Here is a 17,915-nt window from a genome sequence, read left to right as displayed (position 1 = left end):
TTTAGGTGTCCTTGCCGATATGGCCTTTGTAAAGCTGGCCGGCCTTGTATTCACCGATGAGGAACCGCGTCAAAACACCGATGACCGCGGCAACAGGTACAGCAACAAGCATCCCAACGAAGCCGAACAAGCTGCCGAACACAGACAGCGCGAGGATCAACCAAACAGGGTGCAATCCAACGGAGCTTCCAACCAGTTTCGGCGTAAGGATGTTTCCCTCAAAAAACTGACCAAACCCGAAGATTGCAGCGACAATGCCGATGCGCAACCAATTGAATCCAAGCTGTACTGTTTCACCGTCGACGATTTCGGTTCCGCCCCACCACTGGAACAGTGCCAGACCGATTGCCAAGACACCGCCCACAAGCGCACCGATATAGGGGATGAACGAGATCAAGCCTGCGATAAAGCCGACGATCAGGCCGAAGTTCAAACCGGCGATCATTAGGGCAACGGCGTAATATGTCCCTAGTACCAAGCAAACTGTGCCTTGCCCGCGTATGAACGACGCTAATGTGTTGTCGATCTGGCGGGCCAACTTGCGGACAGTCTCTTGGTGGTCGCGCGGCAGCAGATCATCGATTTGGGCAACCATACGGTCCCAATCCATGAGCATGTAGAATGTCACGACTGGTACGATCACCAGCAAAACAACAACGTTGATGATCCCTTGGGCCGAGCTGACCAGAGCGGCGACAACATCCCCGCCACGCGATTGGATTGCGCTGCCAAGACCGACAAGTTGATCCGTCAGAAAGCTGCCCTGCAAATCAAGGCTCGGGAAACGGGTCGCGAGCCACTCTTTGAAGCTGACCCAGGTTTGGGGCAGGTTCTCGATGATTTCGCCGATGGTATTAATCAGCTGCCCCAACTGCCCAATAAGCGTCGGAATGACGAGCAAGAAAATCAGGAAAAACAATAGGATCGCAGAAAGCGTGATGATGACCGTCGCCATCGCGCGGCTTTGGCCCCACGCTTCAAGCCGGTCTGCGATTGGGTCAAGGAAATAGGCGATTGCGCCACCCAGAATGAATGGCGTCAGCACATTCCCGAGCGCCCAAAGCAAGAAAATGAGGACACCGGTAGCAAGACCCCAGTACTGGAACTGTTTTTGTGAAGGTAAGGCCATTTGAACTCTCGGTGCTACTTGTGTGGTACTTGTTATCTTAACTGGCGCAGGTGCGGGCCATTTGCAAGATTTCACGAAAAGAAAGGCCGCAGGTTTGGGCTGCGTTGCCTTGCCCTTGGGCAGGTGTCTGACTAAACAAATGCCAACCTTATTTGAAAGTGATGCACATGCTTCTCAGCCGTTATTTCCTGCCCGTCCTCAAGGAATCCCCCCGCGACGCCACAATCGTCAGCCACCAGTACATGCTGCGCGCGGGAATGATTAAACAATCCAGTGCGGGTATCTATTCATGGCTGCCGTTGGGGTTCAAAGTTCTGAAGCGGATCGAACAGATTGTGCATGAAGAACAAGAACGTGCGGGCCATATTGCGATCCAGATGCCGACGATCCAGTCCGCTGAACTGTGGCGTGAAAGTGGGCGTTATGATGATTACGGCGAAGAAATGCTGCGCATCAAGGACCGCCATGATCATGATATGCTGTTCACACCCACGGCTGAGGAACTGGTGACAGACATTTTTCGCAGCCACGTGAGCAGCTATAAGGCGCTGCCGTTGACGCTCTATCAGATCCAGTGGAAATTCCGCGACGAACGCCGTCCGCGTTTTGGCGTAATGCGCGGCCGTGAATTCTACATGAAGGACGGCTACAACTTCGACCTGACCAAAGAAGATGCGATGCACGCCTACAACCGCCACCTTGTGTCCTACCTGCGCACGTATGAGCGTATGGGCCTTCAGGCGATCCCGATGCGTGCGGATTCCGGCCCTATTGGTGGGGATGATACGCATGAATTCCTTGTGCTCGCTGAAACTGGTGAATCCGAGGTATTCTATGACAGCGCGGTAACTGACCTGACCTTCGGAGATCGCGAAATTGACTATGACGACGTTGCGCAATGCGCTGGGGTGATGGAAGAATTCACAACAAAGTACGCGCGCACAGACGAAACGCATGACGAAGCGTTGTTTGCTGAAGTCCCCGCCGACCGTCAGCGCACGGCACGAGGTATTGAAGTTGGGCAAATCTTCTACTTCGGAACCAAATACTCCGAAGCGATGGGTGCAACCGTGCAAGGGCCGGACGGCAAGCCGACGCCTGTTCACATGGGATCGCACGGTATTGGCGTTTCACGTTTGTTGGGCGCGATTATTGAGGCGTCCCATGACGATAAGGGCATCATTTGGCCCGAGGGCGTAACGCCGTTCCACGTCGGTATCGTGAATCTTAAGCAGGGTGACGATGAAGCAGACGCCGCGTGTCAGGCACTCTACGATCAAGTCGCCGCACTTGGACTTGAGGCGTTGTATGATGACCGTGATGAACGGGCGGGCGCGAAGTTCGGAACAATGGATCTAATCGGACTGCCGTGGCGTATCACCGTCGGGCCACGTGGTTTAAAGAACGGTGTCGTTGAATTGACATCCCGCAAGACTGGCGAAAGCGAAGAGATGGCGCCGGACGCTGCGATTGCCAAAATCGAAGACATTTACCGCAAGCACGGCTTGGTAAAGTAGCCAATAAGCGGCGCGTTTTTTCCTGCGCGCCGCCTTTTGCCTAACAACGACCGATGGACGTGGCATGGTTGACCATAAAGGCAAAGCGCCGTTAGGTGTCCGTAAACAATGAGGCATCAAATAATGGCAGGCAAAACCGCCCCTTTTTCGAAATTCGAATGGATGATCGCATGGCGCTATATTCGCGCCAAACGCGCCGAGGGTGGCGTGAGCATCATGACGTGGATTTCACTCATCGGCGTGACGCTGGCGGTGTTTGCCTTGATCGCAGTTTTGGCTGTGCGTTCTGGCTTTCGCGCGGATTTCGTCGATACGATCGTGGGGGCCAATGCCCACCTGACCGTGCGCGAGAATTACATGGAAACTGTGACCGTCACACAGGGCGATCAATCCGTTGACGTCACGCGCCGTGTTGACACGATTGCCAACGGCGAAGTGCTTGCTGCGCAATTGGGTGCTGTGGATGGCGTGACCCGAGCGGCCCCCATCATGCGCGGTGAAGGGCTGGCGTCGCAGGCCGACAACAGCAGTTTTGTGCAAATTTATGGTATCACACAGAGCGATCTAAAGGACATTCCACTGGTATTGAATCCTCAATCCAGTGCAGGCTCGATTGAGGATTTTGGGCTGGAGGTCGAAGGTGGCGGTATTGCGCTTGGTTCCGGTGTGGCGGGCAAGTTGCGCGTCCAAGTCGGGGACCGCATTACTTTATTGTCCGCTACCGGCGTGCAAACTGCCGTAACGCGAAGCGCACGACGTGTTACATTTGAAGTAGCCTACATTTTTCAAACAGGGCGCTATATTACTGACGTTAGCCGCGTGTATCTGCCTCTAGAAGCTGCGCAGAGTTTCTTTAGCCGTGATGGTGTGCATGACGAGATCGAAATCTACGTCGCCGATCCAGATCGCGTCGAAGAATGGATTCAACCGCTTTACGCGGAACTTGGGCCAGAGGCGTTTCTCTATAGTTGGAAAGACAATGAAGGCGCCTATCTGCGTGCCCTGACCGTTGAGGACAATGTGATGTTTGTGATCATGGCGATCCTCGTGCTGATAGCATCAATGAACATCATTAGCGGCTTGATTATGCTGGTGAAAAACAAGGGTCGCGATATTGGAATATTGCGCACGATGGGGCTGACAGAAGGGTCCGTTTTGCGGATTTTCTTCATTTGTGGGGCGGGGCTTGGGACCGTCGGAACGCTTCTTGGGGTGATCCTCGGGTGTCTGTTCGCGATTTACATCGACCAGATTTTTGCGTTCGTGAACTACGTCGCTGGCGGCGGTGTTTGGGACCCATCCATTCGCGGCATCTACAACATCCCCGCCAAACTTGAGCTCGATGACGTGTTAAAGGCGGTCGTCTTGTCGCTGTCTCTCAGTTGGATTGTAACCATCTTCCCAGCGCGACGAGCCGCACGCATGAACCCTGTGGAGGCCCTGCGTTATGAGTGATGTGACCCTAAAGCTTGACGGCCTAAAGAAGGCCTACAACCAGGGAAAGCCCAACGAGGTGCAGGTGCTGCATGGCGTATCTTTGCAGGTCAATAAGGGCGAAGTTGTCGCTTTGGTCGCGCCATCCGGCGCGGGAAAATCGACGCTGCTGCACATCGCCGGTTTGCTGGATACGCCAGATACCGGAGCCGTTGCAATTGCAGGCGAAGACCTGACTAAGCTGGGTGACAGGAAACGCACTGCGGTTCGGCGCAATGACGTCGGTTTTATCTATCAGTTCCATCACCTGTTGCCCGAATTTACCGCCATCGAGAACATCGTCCTGCCGCAACTCGCGAATGGCGTGTCCCAAGTTAGCGCCGAAGCACATGCGATGGATTTACTGTCGCGTGTTGGCGTAGATAGCCGCGCTGAACATCGCCCTGCAGCCCTGTCAGGCGGTGAACAACAGAGGGTCGCGTTTTGCCGTGCTTTGGCGAACAAGCCGAAGCTTTTGCTCGCGGATGAACCTACGGGCAACCTTGATCCAGGCACATCTGATCGCGTATTTGACGCCTTGATGGAATTGGTCCGCTCGTCCGGGCTATCCGCCCTAATCGCTACACATAACTTAGAATTGGCCGCGCGGATGGACCGCACCGTACGCTTAGAAGCAGGATTGATCGCATGAAGGTATTCGTTTCCGAAATTGAAGAGGTCGCAAAGGCGGCGATGATTGCCCATGGTGCTGGCGCGTGGCAAGCGAGCGAAGTTGCCCGCGCTGTTGGGCGCGCGGAGGCATTCGGGAACGTTATTTGCGGCCTCTACTACCTTGAGAGCTATTGCACCCAGCTAAAGTCTGGCCGCGTTGATGGGCAGGTAGAACCCGTCGTGACACGGCCCAAAGCAGGGCAGGTTGTCGCTGACGCGCGGTTTGGTTTTGCGCAACCTGCATTCAGTCGCGGTTTGCCCGAAGCAATTGAAGCGGCACGTGAAAATGGCGTGGCGACATTGGCCGTTGCGCACGCGCACACCTGCACCAGCCTTGGGTTTTTCACGGAACAGATTGCGGCGGCTGGGCTTGTCGGGATCGGTTTTACCAATGCGTCACCCGTTGTCGCGCCGCCAAATGGCAACAAGGCCGTCATCGGCACGAACCCGATTTCCATGTCTCTGCCTGATGGCGGCATGCACTGGGACTTTTCAACTTCGGCTGTCGCTTTGGGCAAGATCACGATGGCGAAGGCGGCAGGAGAGAGTATTCCGCTTGGCTGGGCTGTCGATGTGAATGGCGAGCCTACAACCAACCCAGAAGAGGCGCTGAAAGGCGCGCTAGTGTCTGCAGGCGGGTACAAAGGTTGGGGCTTTGGCTTGATGGCAGAAGTCCTCGCGGCAGGGATGACAGGTTCGGTTAACTCGTTGGATGTCAGTGGTTTAAAGCTGCCCGATGGTAAGCCACACGACCTCGGGCAATTCTACATTCTGATGGAGCCGGGCGAAGATTTTGGCGAGCGTTTGGCACGTGTTGCACAGGCTGTAGCAGAACAAGACGGCGCGCGCATCCCCGGACAGGACCGTCAGCCGATGGGTGAAATTGACGTGCCCGACGCGCTGTGGGCTGCATCACGCGCCCTCGCGAAGACCTAACAATAGCGTGAGACTTAAAACCTTTCGTTGAGGTTGGCCGGTCCTTCGGGGCAACGTGTTGCCAACAAATTGAAAGGTGTTCTTATGCGTTTTCTGTCCCTTGTCCTCCCTCTGGTGATTTCTGCGTCCGCCGTTGCAGCTGGTCCGATTTCATTTGGAAGCAGCTGGAACGAGCAACGCCTGCAGCTGTTCAATTCGAACGACTACTCCTTCAACGGCGGATCCTTGGGTATTGCATCTGACGGCGGGGTTTCCCTTGCGTGGACACGTACTGCGCGCGGCGACTGGGGCGCACGGTCGGCATCATGGAACTGGTCGGTTGACCAGTCGGTTCCGGCGACGGATTTGCGCCGCAAGGGTGGGGATGACCGCAATATCTCGGTTTATTTCGTATTCTTGCCGGAAGCGGACGCCGCCAATATGGAAGGCGCCAATATCCGTCAGCTGAATGGCAATCCGAACGTGCGCATTTTGCAATATGTCTGGGGCGGCAACCATTCACGCGGCTCCGTCCAGCAATCCCCATATGCGCCGGGCCAAGGCGCGAACGTGATATTGCGTTCCGCTGGAACAGGTAGCAATTCCGAAAACGTGAACCTCGCTAGCGACTTCGCGGCCGCCTTTGGGGGTACGCCGGGTGCGCTTGTGGGGATCGCCGTGTCTGGTGATAGCGATGACACAGGCTCAACCATCCGCGCATCAGTTTCCAACTTCGCCGTGCGTTAGTCGCAAATTCCTAACAAATCTGCATCTTCATGAACGCCGAGCACCTCAGCAGGTCTCGGCGTTTGTGTTGGGTGCTGCACAGGCATCACCGCTGACAGGGTGTCGTATAACCGCTGTGTTCGCGCCGCTTCGGGGGCCAATGTGCGACAGCAAATGTATTCCTCAACCAAGGATGCCTGCTGCTCATATCCCATATCAAGGAAACGTATTTCCTCTGTTGGATCAAATAGATACGGATCCACGCCCGGTTTATGTTCCGCAAGACCACGAAACGGGGAATAGCCTGTTGTGGCGCGGTTTTGCCATTGCCAGACATGGGTCATTTCATGGGCGAAATACATCGCTGCGACGAGGTTAATTCGCTCAGGATAGCCCTCAGCGTAATTGGTTAACGTCCAGTCAGGATTGGTTAAGACGTGCTGCCATGCGACCACACCCGCGGTGCGTGTTCGGATTGTCGGGCCACTGGGTGGCGGCGCGATCTTTTCGCGACAAGTTACCTGCGGGCGCGCGGGGTAGGTCCGTGTTCGCATACCGATAAAACCAGACTCTAACATCTTGATTTCATTACTATTAAAGCTATCGCCCATCAGCTCTCCCATGAGGGTGCGTTCGCTGTTTGTAATGCCACGACCACAGGCAGAGAGGAGCAAAAAGGCGATCAGAATGCGCATGAACCAAGGGTATGCTCGGCGTGGCAAAGTGCCAAGGGGCAGCGTGCACAACCCGTACACATTGCGTACACAACCTGTACACACCGCGTATGTACAGGTTTCGGCTGATCTGGATCAAAGCAGTGCGAATTTGGGGGCGTATATTGGGGCAAAACAGGAGGACCCCATGATGAAAACCCTATGGATTGCACCGCTTCTTTTGGCGGGCTGTGTTGAGCAAGAACTGGATGTCAGTGTCGAGGCGGGGGGCGTTTTGTTCCAAGAAAACTGCGCAGCCTGTCACGGGGTGGACGCTAAAGGTATGGGCGATTTTGGAGAGCAACTGTTCACGATGCCGCCAGACCTGACTGTGCTTGCGGCGGATAACGGCGGCAACTTCCCGCGTGACTACGTGTTGGGCGTGATCGACGGGTTTGAGCGCGGCTCCCACTTCAGCGCCGCGATGCCGGAATTCGGCGCGGGCGATATGGGGCCGACGGTGGTGGTGGAAGACGAATTCGGTTTGGGCACGCCAATTCCCGCACGTTTGCTCGCGCTTGGGTCTTGGTTGGAGAGTGTTCAGGAGTAAGGCGCGACCTATCCGAAAGGAGAGGGGTGGTATGCCAAAGAACCGATCCATGACCATTTGGGCAACTATCGCGCGGAGCGGTGGCATGGCAAAACGATAACAGCACTGTAGCTCCGCTGCCCAACACCTGCGTCAAGACCCCCCGGTCTGACACCACTCCGCAGACTGTTTGGCTGCAACCTCGGAACGGTCGATCCTGAGTAGCCTCACAGGGTCGGCCGTTTTGGTTTTGGGGGAAGGTTGGCACCAAGCCAAATCAAAGATTTGGCAGCGCCCGTACCTCCGCCGTTTTACCGGAGGCAAACCTACGGTTTGACGGGGAGGGCGCTTCTCGCCCACCCCTCGGTTCGGGCGCAACGATCCTTTAATTACTGGCGATAGCGGCTCTCTGAAACTTGTATTTCAACGGTTGAAGTTTCGAACATCACATCAAAGCTCCGATCAACTAAAATAGGTCGAGCAACTAATTGCTCGTCTGGTCGGAGACCATCTGGAAGTGAGCCCGAATAGAAAACTTGAAATTCATCTCGAACACCAATTTGCTGTTCTGAATTGCGCCCTACCAAGACGACTTTCAGGTACTCAAGTGTGCAAATGGAAGAATTTGTTACAACAAATTCTATTTGCCTTCCCCAGCCGCCCACGTTCACAGACTCGGCTTCCGACTGTATCTCAACATCCGAGAATACAATGTCGGTGGATTCGCACGCAATTGCGCTCGTGGCAGACATTATCCAAAAAACAATAGAACTTCTAAAAGAAATCAAACATCCAACTCCTCAACGAACCGTGCGTTCTCTTGGATGTATTGGAACCGCATCTCCGGTTTCTTGCCCATCAAACGCTCCACCAGGTCGCCTGTTTCACCCGGTTCGTCTTCGTCGATTGAGACGCGGATCAGTTTGCGGGAGGCGGGGTCCATTGTGGTTTCTTTCAGGTCTTTGTGGTCCATTTCGCCCAGACCCTTAAAGCGGGAGACGTCCATTTTGCCGGACCCACCCAAACCGCGGGCCAGAACTTCGTTCTTCTCGGCCTCGTCCAGACAGTAAACGCGTTTGGCGCCTTGGGTGACGCGGAACAGGGGCGGGCAGGCGAGGTAGAGGTGGCCGGCGTCGATCATCGGGCGCATCTGGCTAAAGAAGAACGTCATCAAAAGTGCTGCGATATGCGCGCCGTCAACATCCGCATCGGTCATGATGATGACCTTGTCGTAGCGCAGATCGTCGACGTTGAATTTCGCCCCGAGCTGCACGCCAAGCGCCTGTGTCAGATCACTAATTTCCGCATTGGTGCCCAGTTTATTAGACGCAGCGCCCATCACGTTGAGGATTTTACCTTTGAGCGGCAGCAGCGCTTGGGTATTGCGGTTGCGGGCCATTTTCGCGGACCCGCCCGCTGAGTCACCCTCAACGATGAACAGCTCAGTGCCTTCGCGGTTTTTGTTGGAACAATCGGTCAGTTTCCCGGGGAGGCGCAGTTTCTGGGTCGCGGTTTTGCGCGAGGTTTCCTTTTCCTGCTTGCGGCGCAGACGTTCTTCGGCCCGCAGCACAAGGAAATCAAGGATCGCGCCCGCTGATTTGGTGTCAGACGCCAGCCAGTTGTCAAAGTGGTCGCGCACAGCACCTTCGACCATTTTAGCGGCACTTTCATTGGAAAGGCGGTCTTTGGTTTGGCCGACATATTGCGGGTCGCGCACAAAGATGCTGACCAGCGCACAGCCGCCCGTTGTCAGATCGTCGCGGTTGATAAGCTTGGCTTTTTTGTTGGAAACGCGGTCGCCGTAGTCGCGGATGCCTTTCAGGATCGCGGTCCAGAAGCCTTGTTCATGGGTGCCGCCTTCGGGCGTTGGAACGGTGTTACAATAAGACAGCGTGAAGCCATCGCGGGATGGAGTCCAGTTGACGGCCCATTCAACCTTGCCGGCCTCATTATACTTGTCGCGAAAATCCACGGTGCCGGCGAAGGGGACGTCTGAATAAACGGTGGCACCATCAAGGCGTTCTTTCAGATAGTCAGACAGGCCGCCGGGAAAGTGGAACTTGGCCTCCATCGGGGTGTCGCCATCTGCAATCGCGGTTTTCCAGCGGATTTCAACGCCAGAGAAAAGGTAGGCCTTGGAACGCGCCATCGCGAACAGGCGCGCCGGTTTGAGCTTGAGGGAACCGAAGATTTCAGGATCAGGGTGGAATGTCACGGCCGTACCACGGCGATTGGGGGCAGCACCGACGGTTTCCAATTTGGTTTGCGGGATGCCGCGTGAAAACTCCATCGCGACGAGTTCTTTGTTGCGGGCCACTTCGACGCGTACATGGTCTGACAGCGCGTTGACCACAGAGGAGCCAACCCCGTTCAGACCGCCAGATGTTTCGTAGTTTTCACCAGAGAATTTGCCGCCTGCGTTCAGCGTACAAAAGATGATCTCGAGGGTGGATTTGGTCGGATCAGACGGATGCGGATCCGTCGGGATGCCGCGTCCGTTGTCGCGCACGGTGACGTGGCCGTTTTCGTGCAGCTCAACTTCGATCCATGTAGCATGGCCTGCAACGGCTTCGTCCATCGAGTTGTCGACGATCTCGGCAACCATGTGATGCAGCGCGCGGTCGTCTTTACCGCCGATGTACATACCGGGGCGCAGGCGGACGTGTTCCATGTCCTCAAGCACCTGAATGCTGGAGGCGTCGTAGTCGGAAGGCGTTTGCCCGCTTAATAGATCGTTTGCCATGTGCTGCTCATTTGGTTTTGGTTTGCGAGAGTATGCCACGAGGCCGCGGGAGGGGGAAGTGCGCTTACCGAGTTGTGGATAAGGTTTGCCCGTAGCTTTTTATCGGCCGTTGGGTGAGAAGAGAAAAACGCTTCACAGATTATCCCTTTGCGCCTAGCCCCATTTTCATCAACGTTTTGCGAAGCGGAGCGAGACCATAAAGCGCTTCGACGCCCTTTGCACGCAGGTCGCGCAGCAGTGGGTTTTCAGCTTGGGACGCGCGGTTCAGTAGGTCAACGCCTTTGACGCGTAGCGTGATGTCGGTGTGGCGCGCGCGGTGGTATTTCTTCAACATGTCAGCATTGCCCAACCCATTTGGGTTGGCTTGCGCAAGGTCAAGAAGGCTCGCCATATCCGCAAGCGACATGTTCAGCCCCTGCGCGCCGATGGGCGGCACAACATGGGCCGCTTCCGCAACTAAGGCCACGCGTTCGGAGTTTAGCGAGTCTGCAATCTGGCTGATGATCGGCCAAACCATGCGGCGGCTGGCAAGTGTAAGGGGCCCGAATACGCCAGCGCTACGAAGGGTTGCCTCGGCGTTGAACTCATCTACTGGCAAGGCGGCAAGGCGCGCTGCTTCTGGTCCGTCTTCCATCCAGACAACCGCTGAACATGGCTTGCCTTCGTGGTCGGGCAGAGGAACCAGTGTGAACGGTCCGCCTGTGCGGTGGACCTCGGTCGAGACGTTATCATGGGGGGCTTCGTGTGCGACCGCAAAGGTTACAGCCTTTTGCCCTAAACGATTGGTTTTGACTGCGATGCCCGCGGCTTGGCGGACTGGAGAGTTACGACCGTCTGCACCTATGACAAGTTTGGTGCTGATGCGTGTACCGTCCGTAAGTGTGACGCGTGCCTCATTCGTCCGCGTAAGCATTGAGGCGAACCCGACACCAGTGCGGAATTCGACATTTGGAAGCTCCTCCAAACGGGCGACCATTTCACGACGCAAAAGCCAGTTAGACAGGTTCCAACCGAAGGGCAGATCGCCGAGATCAGCGGCATCAAAGTCTTTTGTAACGCGGGGCTCAGGCGTTTCACCGCCCGCATCAACGATGCGCATGATCTGTAACGGGGCCGCGAAAGGCGAGAGGCGATCCCAAAGACCCGCGGCAATCAGAAAATCACGCGCCGGCTGAAGGAACGCGGTTGTGCGCAGGTCCGCGCCATCGGTTTCTTCATCGGTAATGGGCGGCATTGGGTCCGCGATGAGAACCGAAAAGCCAGCCGCGCCAAACGCAGCTGCAGCCGTAAGCCCGGCAACACCGCCGCCGGAAATGAAAATATCCGTTTGTTTCATATGCCCAAATATAAGGCCGATCGGGGCGGCATGTAAGGCGTGTTAGACAAGCTGCGACAAGAAATCCGCGAGGTCGTCTGTGTGATGGTGGATATGGTCGTGCGATTGCGCTGTCGGCGCCACATGAACGGTGCGCATACCCATGGCGTGGGGGGCGGCAAGATTACGAATGTCATCTTCAAACATCGCACCCTGTTCAGCGGTCAGACCATCTATTGCGAATACGGCCTCAAATGCGGCTTGTTCCGGTTTTGGGCGATAGCTCGCATGTTCGACCCCGTAAACAGCATCGAAAATTCCGTCTAAGGCACGAGCATTTAAGACGCGGCGGGCGTAGGGTTCGGTGCCGTTGGTGTAAACGATCTTTCGCCCTGGCAGTGCGCTGATAGCGGCGGCAAGTTTGGGCGCTTTGGGCAGCACCGTGAAATCAATGTCATGCACGGCAATAAGAAACGGATCCGGGTCGACGTTATGTTCCGCCATTAGCCCCGCAAGCGTGGTGCCATAGGTTTTCCAATAATGATCGCGCAGCTGATTGGCGTGGGCTCTGTCGACGCCCAACGTTTCGGATACGTAATCCGTCATCAAGACTTCGATTTGACCGAATAGGTCGACGCTGGGCGGATAAAGCGTGTTGTCGAGGTCAAAGACCCAGGCACGCACATGTGAGAACGATGACTTAACCATATGCCCTGTTTAGTTCTTCTCGCGCTGAATTTCGAGAGGGTTGATACCGTGAAGTACCGTGACGTACAGTGGCGCAAATTCGCAAATAGGACGTACTTTATGAAATCCCCGCAAAAAGATGCTTACGAGTTGATCCTAGAAGCGATTGATACCGGTACATACTCGCCCGGCAGTCGTCTGGTTGAAAGCGAGCTGGCAGAGCGTTTCGGCGTATCTAGAACGCCAATTCGTGAGGCATTACAACGTCTTGAAACCCAAAGCTTACTGACGCGGGATGGACGATCCTTGATTGTCGCCTCATTGGATCACGGCCAGCTGAGTGAGCTTTACGTTGTTCGCGGGGCGCTTGAAGGGTTGGCGGCGCGGCTTGCGGCGCGTCATTCAACGCCCGAAGAATTGGCTGTTTTGCGCGACATGTTGGATGCTGATCGCAAGCTAATTGATGATCCAGAAGCGATGAGCCGTGCGAACCGTCGGTTCCATAAACAAATCCACCTCGCTAGCCACAATCGGTTTTTGGTTCAGCAGTTGGACCTTGTGCATCGTTCAATGGCGTTGCTGGCGTCCACGTCAATTGCTGCCGAAGGTCGCCCCAGCGACACATTGGAAGAACACGAGCGCATTGTATCAGCAATTGAAGCGGGGGACGGCGATGCCGCCGACCAAGCACTGCGCGATCATATCAGTGAGGCATTCATTATTCGGCTGCGATTGGATGCGGCTGCGGTTGAAGCTGGTTAACTGTTTGGTCTGTCCCCTGTTTTGACTGGGTTGGGGCGAAAATTCCGTGGCTTGTCTTGTCCCAGTAGAATGGTTTCGTTGCGAGTTCGAACACGCCTTTGTAGGCGGCGAGTGCTGCGAGTGGAAAATACAGATGCAAGGTCGGCGTCCACTTAATGAGGTCGCGTTTGCCTGCTGATGTCACAGCGATTGCCGAGACCGTTACGCCGATGATTTCAGAGAGTAAAAATATAGCGGCGAACGTAAGGGCCACGCTCGGTGAGAGGACGCCATCAAGTGGGTGAGGGATGCCAAAAAGCATCAACCAAAAAGACCATAGCAATGGCGCGAGTAGAAACTGCGAGATTGTTCCTGCAAACAACATTTGCGTTCCGAAAAACCGCCATGCGCCGAGTTCCTTCCATAATTTCAAAGGGTTTCGCATGTGAACGCCATATGTGATTGCGTACCCCTTTAGCCAACGGGACCGTTGTTTCACCCAAGGCCACGCGCGTGCGTTAGCTTCTTCTTGGGTGACAGTGTTGATGATTTCAGTGCGGTAGCCGTGACGGGCCAAGCGGATACCAAGGTCCGCGTCTTCGGTCACATTATGGGCGTCCCACCCGCCAAGGTCTTCCAGGATTTCGCGCCGAAAGAACAAGGTTGTTCCCCCCAAAGGGATAACAAGTCCCATGCGTTCAAGTCCGGGTAAAACGATGCGAAACCACGTGGCATACTCGACGGTGAAACACCGCGCAAGCCAGTTCGAATGAGAGTTATAGAAGTCGAGGCGTCCTTGTAGGCACGCCACTTCTGGTCCGCAGTGCGCAAAGCGATCAACGACTATGTTAATCTGGTCAGGGTCGGGCGCGTCTTCCGCGTCATAGACACCGATGATCGACCCTTTCGCGAAACACAGCGCGTAGTTCAAAGCGCGCGGTTTGGTTTGAAGCGTGCCAAGGGGTACTTTTATGGCCCGCATCCAGAACGGTAACTGTGTAACTGCAAGCGCTTCTTGGGTTGTGGCATCGTCCGCCTCAAGCACGAGGCAAACATCAAGTCTATCGGTTGGATATTTGAGCTGCGAAAGGCGCTTGATTAATGCACCCGCGATGTCCCGTTCGCGAAAGAGGGGGACGAGGATAGTGACGATCGGGAGTTGGTCAGCTGGCCGTCTTGCAGGTACCTGCGGGTCAGGTCTGGCAAACAGGTGTAAGATCGCCGCGGCGGTTTTTAGGAGGGTGTTGGCAAGCAACGCGAAGACCGCCCAACCGCACAACACGAGGAAGCTGATCTGAGGCCACAGTGTGAGGCAGCATAAAACCGTGAGGACTATGGCCAACCCCCAACGAAATGCCATGCCGGAGTTCCAGTCCCGGCAGGATTCGTTTGATCCTGTGCGCATTTCGGCGTTTTCCATCAAGGTGTTATGGCACGCGCGACTGAAGGCAATATCAAGGTTCTCGCTGGTTGCGATTGCTAAATGAACAGGGCCGAATAGAACAGTTAACGCGTCACGTACTCGCAGAAAATCTTGCGTTGTAGCTGCGAGTATTGTCACCCGACCCGCTACGCTACGCCAAGGAAGAACCCGGTGCTTTAGGCACAGGTTGGCGCCGAATTTCGCGATGAGCCGCGGGTCAGCTGGCGTTTTGATTGGGTCGACGATGGAGGTTCCGGAGAGTCCGGCCTCCAACTGCGCGAATGTCGTCTGCGGAAGGCCCAGACGATGGCGCAGTGTGTCACCTATCGCTTGGGAATTACGATTGGCGACATCAGCCCGTGCCAATGCGCTTGCGGCGTTTACGCCGTCTTGCCCAAGTACTTCACCCGTTGGCAAAGGTTGCGCCAAACGTGCCGCCATGTCTTTTGTCAGCGGCAACTTTTGTTGTCGACGCGTGCTAAATATCGTAGCCATAAGGCCCTCGTTACCTGTCCCGCGCCCACATTGGACGATGAACTGTTAACGGAGCGTTAAGGATAAAGTCAGAAGTGTTAAGCGCTCACACCTGCACGTTCCGCCATTGCCACTGCAAAGCGTTCAAACAGGTAGTAACTGTCCATTGGGCCGGGCGATGCCTCGGGGTGGTATTGCACAGAAAACACGGGCTTTCCGTCTACCGCGATGCCACAGTTAGACCCGTCAAACAGGGACACGTGGGTTTCACGAACACCGTCTGGCAAGGATTGCGTATCAACAGTAAACCCATGATTCATTGAAGTAATTTCAACTTTTCCAGTGTCGTTGTCCTTCACCGGATGGTTGGCGCCGTGGTGGCCGTGGTTCATTTTTATCGTCTTGGCACCCAATGCGAGGGCCAGCATTTGGTGCCCCAAACAAATGCCGAAAACGGGAAGATCTTTGGCCAAGATGTCCTTGATCATTGGTACGGCGTAGGCGCCCGTTGCCGCCGGATCACCGGGGCCATTGGACAAGAATACGCCGTCAGGATTGTACGACATAACGTCTTCAGCGGTTGCTGTTGCGGGCAGAACAGTCACATCGCAGCCTGCAGATGCGAGGCAGCGAAGGATGTTGCGTTTTGCGCCATAATCAACGGCCACAACCTTGAATTTTGGATCGGTCTGACGTGGGAAACCTTCAGGCCATGCCCAACGCATTTCATCCCAGCGATAAGATTGCGCGCAGGTCACGTCTTTCGCGAGGTCCAACCCTTCGAGGCCTGCAAATGCCCGCGCATCGGCAACCAGTTTCTCGATATCGAAATTGCCCTCGGGGTCATGGGATAGTGCAACATGCGGTGCGCCTTGCTGACGAATGGCGCGTGTCAGGCGGCGGGTATCAATGCCACCGATGCCAATGCGCCCACGTGCTTCGAGCCACGGCTCAAGGCGTTCAACCGAGCGCCAGCTAGATGGCAAAGTCGGGTCTTGCTTAACAACCATACCTGCAGCGAATGGATCAGCGGTCTCGTCGTCTTCAGGTGTGACGCCAGTGTTCCCGATATGAGGGAACGTGAAAGTCACGATCTGGCCCGCATAAGACGGGTCGGTCATGATTTCCTGATAACCGGTCATCGCCGTGTTGAAGCAAAGTTCAGCCGTGGTCTGGCCCGTTGCGCCAAAACCCTTGCCGTAAAACACCGTGCCATCGGCAAGAACAAGGCAGGCTGTTGGTTTGTTGGTGCTGGCCATTGGTCGAATCCCCCGATGAGCGACAAATCTGGTCGCTATGCGGGCATTCGCACAGCGAATTTCCACGCTTCCTAAGGGGTGGGTAAGTCCGGGTCAAGGCGCTGAAATGACCTTGCGACGGGTTACTTAATGGGCGCTTGTTATACATGTGCACTTCGAAGTATGGTCCGCGCCTGTTACCGCTCACAAAATCAGGGATGATCGAGATGGAATTGCGCGCGAAGGTCTCAACGGCCCTAAAAGAAGCGATGAAGGCAAAAGACGCTGATCGTCTGTCCACGCTGCGGCTGATCAATGCTGCCATTAAAGACCGCGATATCGATGCGCGGGGCTCTGGTAGTGATGAGGGCGTCGGAGATGACGTTGTGCTCGCGATCATGGGGAAGATGGTCAAGCAGCGCCAGGAAAGCGCTAAAGTCTATGAAGAAGGCGGGCGTCTTGAACTGGCTGAAAAAGAGCTTTCCGAGATCAAGATCATCGAAGACTTCTTACCACGTCAGCTGAGCGATGAAGAAGCCGCTGCTGCGATTGAAGCCGCGATCACTGCCGTTGGTGCTGAAAGCATCCGCGACATGGGTAAAGTCATGGGCGAGTTGAAAGCCAAATACACCGGTCAGATGGATTTCGGTAAGACTGGACCGATGGTTAAAGATAAGCTTGGCTAGCGTTTGAACAAGCGTCCGTCGAGGATCGTGAGGCCAAGTGCCAAGAGCGCGAGGCCAACATAGACGTTTGGTGACAAGCTTTCGTCGAGGACCAATGCGCCAAGGACGATCGACACAGGCGGAATGAGCAGCGTGACGATCATGGTGTTGGCAGACCCTGCTGCCGCCAGAATGCGATAGTACAACAAGTAAGCACCTGCTGTAGCGAAGATCACATAGTATGCAATTGCTCCAACCGCTGTAAGGCTAAGGTCGAACGATGGTACTCCGTCGATCAGCAAAGCTGTAGGTACCATTACAATCGACGACCCTGTTAGCATACCCGCTGCCGCAACTTGTGGAGGTAGGTCACTGAGGTTGATGCGCGCCCAAACGCCTGCGAAGGCATAGGAAACCGTGCCGCCGATAACGGCCAGCTGCGCCAAAGACGTGATGTCAAAGTTGCGCACCGAATCCAATCCAATCGCTGTAGCCACCCCAAAGAACCCAATCAGTGAGCCAACAACCTTGCGGGTCGTAAGGCGTTCGTCAGCGAGGATAAGCGCCGCAATGATAACGCCAAAAATGGCTGTGCCTGCATTGAAGACCGATGTTAGGCCGGTAGGGATGTACAACTGCCCCCAAGCCATAAGGCTAAACGGAATGACGTTGTTGAGCAGCCCCATAACAAACAATGCCGCCCAGATTTTCGGGTCACGGGGGATCGAAAGGCCGCGAAACGCGACGTAGCCCCATAGAATCAGCGCGGCCCAGAATACACGGTGCGCGACTGAGGTAACAAAGGGGACCTCGTTTAGGGCCAAACGAATGGCGAGGAAACTACCGCCCCAAAGAAAGGCCAGAAGGAACAGTTCGACCCATGTTTGGGTGGTGATGGTACGTTGTGTGTTCATGGTTGGACGCTAGCAACATGACATTTGGCGCGCGACCCGAA

At 55.4% G+C, this 17,915-nt stretch carries 17 protein-coding genes; 8 read left to right on the top strand and 9 right to left on the bottom strand.

What is annotated here, in order from left to right:
* Nucleotide 1: 1 nt before the first annotated feature.
* On the bottom strand, nucleotides 2-1,129 hold the full coding sequence (locus tag OCA8868_RS04320; protein WP_093995271.1) for an AI-2E family transporter: 1,128 nt from the start codon (nucleotides 1,127-1,129) through the stop codon (nucleotides 2-4).
* Between the two features lie 167 nt (nucleotides 1,130-1,296).
* On the opposite strand from OCA8868_RS04320, the gene proS reads away from it, so the two are divergent.
* The 5 genes from proS (at nucleotide 1,297) to OCA8868_RS04295 (ending at nucleotide 6,453) form a co-directional block, all read left to right on the top strand.
* Nucleotides 1,297-2,646, top strand: coding sequence for a proline--tRNA ligase (gene proS / locus OCA8868_RS04315; RefSeq protein WP_093995270.1), 1,350 nt, complete (start codon nucleotides 1,297-1,299; stop codon nucleotides 2,644-2,646).
* Between the two features lie 123 nt (nucleotides 2,647-2,769).
* Nucleotides 2,770-4,101: an ABC transporter permease gene (locus OCA8868_RS04310; RefSeq protein ID WP_093995269.1), complete on the top strand. Its 1,332-nt coding sequence runs from the start codon at nucleotides 2,770-2,772 to the stop codon at nucleotides 4,099-4,101.
* A complete protein-coding gene (locus OCA8868_RS04305) occupies nucleotides 4,094-4,771 on the top strand; it encodes an ABC transporter ATP-binding protein (RefSeq protein ID WP_093995268.1) in 678 nt (225 codons plus the stop codon). Before OCA8868_RS04310 ends, OCA8868_RS04305 begins: the two co-directional genes overlap by 8 nt.
* Nucleotides 4,768-5,727: an Ldh family oxidoreductase gene (locus tag OCA8868_RS04300; RefSeq protein ID WP_093995267.1), complete on the top strand. Its 960-nt coding sequence runs from the start codon at nucleotides 4,768-4,770 to the stop codon at nucleotides 5,725-5,727. Before OCA8868_RS04305 ends, OCA8868_RS04300 begins: the two co-directional genes overlap by 4 nt.
* Nucleotides 5,728-5,811: 84 nt before the next feature.
* Nucleotides 5,812-6,453 (top strand): DUF3047 domain-containing protein, encoded by a 642-nt coding sequence (locus OCA8868_RS04295; protein ID WP_093995531.1) that lies wholly within the window; start codon nucleotides 5,812-5,814, stop codon nucleotides 6,451-6,453.
* Here OCA8868_RS04295 and OCA8868_RS04290 read toward each other — a convergent pair.
* Nucleotides 6,450-7,127 carry a hypothetical protein gene (locus tag OCA8868_RS04290; RefSeq protein WP_093995266.1) on the bottom strand — a complete coding sequence of 226 codons (678 nt, stop codon included), beginning with the start codon at nucleotides 7,125-7,127 and terminating at the stop codon, nucleotides 6,450-6,452. The genes OCA8868_RS04295 and OCA8868_RS04290 overlap by 4 nt on opposite strands.
* A gap of 166 nt (nucleotides 7,128-7,293) precedes the next feature.
* Here OCA8868_RS04290 and OCA8868_RS04285 point away from each other — a divergent pair, with 166 nt between their 5' ends.
* Nucleotides 7,294-7,695 carry a c-type cytochrome gene (locus OCA8868_RS04285; protein ID WP_306456102.1) on the top strand — a complete coding sequence of 134 codons (402 nt, stop codon included), beginning with the start codon at nucleotides 7,294-7,296 and terminating at the stop codon, nucleotides 7,693-7,695.
* A 368-nt stretch (nucleotides 7,696-8,063) separates the two neighbouring features.
* On the opposite strand, the gene OCA8868_RS04280 is transcribed toward OCA8868_RS04285, so the two are convergent.
* The 4 genes from OCA8868_RS04280 to OCA8868_RS04265 form a co-directional block, all read right to left on the bottom strand.
* Nucleotides 8,064-8,462 carry a hypothetical protein gene (locus tag OCA8868_RS04280; RefSeq protein ID WP_143849502.1) on the bottom strand — a complete coding sequence of 133 codons (399 nt, stop codon included), beginning with the start codon at nucleotides 8,460-8,462 and terminating at the stop codon, nucleotides 8,064-8,066.
* Nucleotides 8,459-10,417 (bottom strand): DNA gyrase/topoisomerase IV subunit B, encoded by a 1,959-nt coding sequence (locus OCA8868_RS04275; RefSeq protein WP_093995264.1) that lies wholly within the window; start codon nucleotides 10,415-10,417, stop codon nucleotides 8,459-8,461. Before OCA8868_RS04275 ends, OCA8868_RS04280 begins: the two co-directional genes overlap by 4 nt.
* A 139-nt stretch (nucleotides 10,418-10,556) precedes the next feature.
* A complete protein-coding gene (locus tag OCA8868_RS04270) occupies nucleotides 10,557-11,753 on the bottom strand; it encodes a UbiH/UbiF family hydroxylase (protein ID WP_093995263.1) in 1,197 nt (398 codons plus the stop codon).
* A gap of 42 nt (nucleotides 11,754-11,795) precedes the next feature.
* The gene (locus OCA8868_RS04265) at nucleotides 11,796-12,440 is read right to left on the bottom strand and encodes a pyrimidine 5'-nucleotidase (RefSeq protein WP_093995262.1); all 645 of its coding nucleotides are present in this window, start codon (nucleotides 12,438-12,440) and stop codon (nucleotides 11,796-11,798) included.
* Nucleotides 12,441-12,539: 99 nt separating this feature from the next.
* Between OCA8868_RS04265 and OCA8868_RS04260 the strand changes: the two genes are divergently transcribed.
* On the top strand, nucleotides 12,540-13,181 hold the full coding sequence (locus OCA8868_RS04260; protein ID WP_093995261.1) for a GntR family transcriptional regulator: 642 nt from the start codon (nucleotides 12,540-12,542) through the stop codon (nucleotides 13,179-13,181).
* Here the strand turns inward: OCA8868_RS04260 and OCA8868_RS04255 are convergent.
* Both OCA8868_RS04255 and carA read right to left on the bottom strand, forming a co-directional pair.
* Nucleotides 13,138-15,078: a glycosyltransferase family 2 protein gene (locus OCA8868_RS04255; protein ID WP_093995260.1), complete on the bottom strand. Its 1,941-nt coding sequence runs from the start codon at nucleotides 15,076-15,078 to the stop codon at nucleotides 13,138-13,140. The two genes, OCA8868_RS04260 and OCA8868_RS04255, sit on opposite strands and share 44 nt — an antisense overlap.
* Before the next feature lie 77 nt (nucleotides 15,079-15,155).
* Nucleotides 15,156-16,316: a glutamine-hydrolyzing carbamoyl-phosphate synthase small subunit gene (gene carA / locus OCA8868_RS04250; protein WP_093995259.1), complete on the bottom strand. Its 1,161-nt coding sequence runs from the start codon at nucleotides 16,314-16,316 to the stop codon at nucleotides 15,156-15,158.
* Nucleotides 16,317-16,522: 206 nt separating this feature from the next.
* Here carA and OCA8868_RS04245 point away from each other — a divergent pair, with 206 nt between their 5' ends.
* Complete coding sequence (locus tag OCA8868_RS04245; protein WP_093995529.1) at nucleotides 16,523-16,981, top strand: GatB/YqeY domain-containing protein; 459 nt, start codon at nucleotides 16,523-16,525, stop codon at nucleotides 16,979-16,981.
* Here OCA8868_RS04245 and OCA8868_RS04240 read toward each other — a convergent pair.
* On the bottom strand, nucleotides 16,978-17,874 hold the full coding sequence (locus OCA8868_RS04240) for a DMT family transporter (protein WP_093995258.1): 897 nt from the start codon (nucleotides 17,872-17,874) through the stop codon (nucleotides 16,978-16,980). The two genes, OCA8868_RS04245 and OCA8868_RS04240, sit on opposite strands and share 4 nt — an antisense overlap.
* Between the last annotated feature and the right edge of the window lie 41 nt (nucleotides 17,875-17,915).

The organism is Octadecabacter ascidiaceicola (assembly GCF_900185015.1).
Taxonomy (GTDB): Bacteria; Pseudomonadota; Alphaproteobacteria; order Rhodobacterales; family Rhodobacteraceae; genus Octadecabacter; species Octadecabacter ascidiaceicola.
This window is presented reverse-complemented; position numbering and strand designations above follow the sequence as displayed.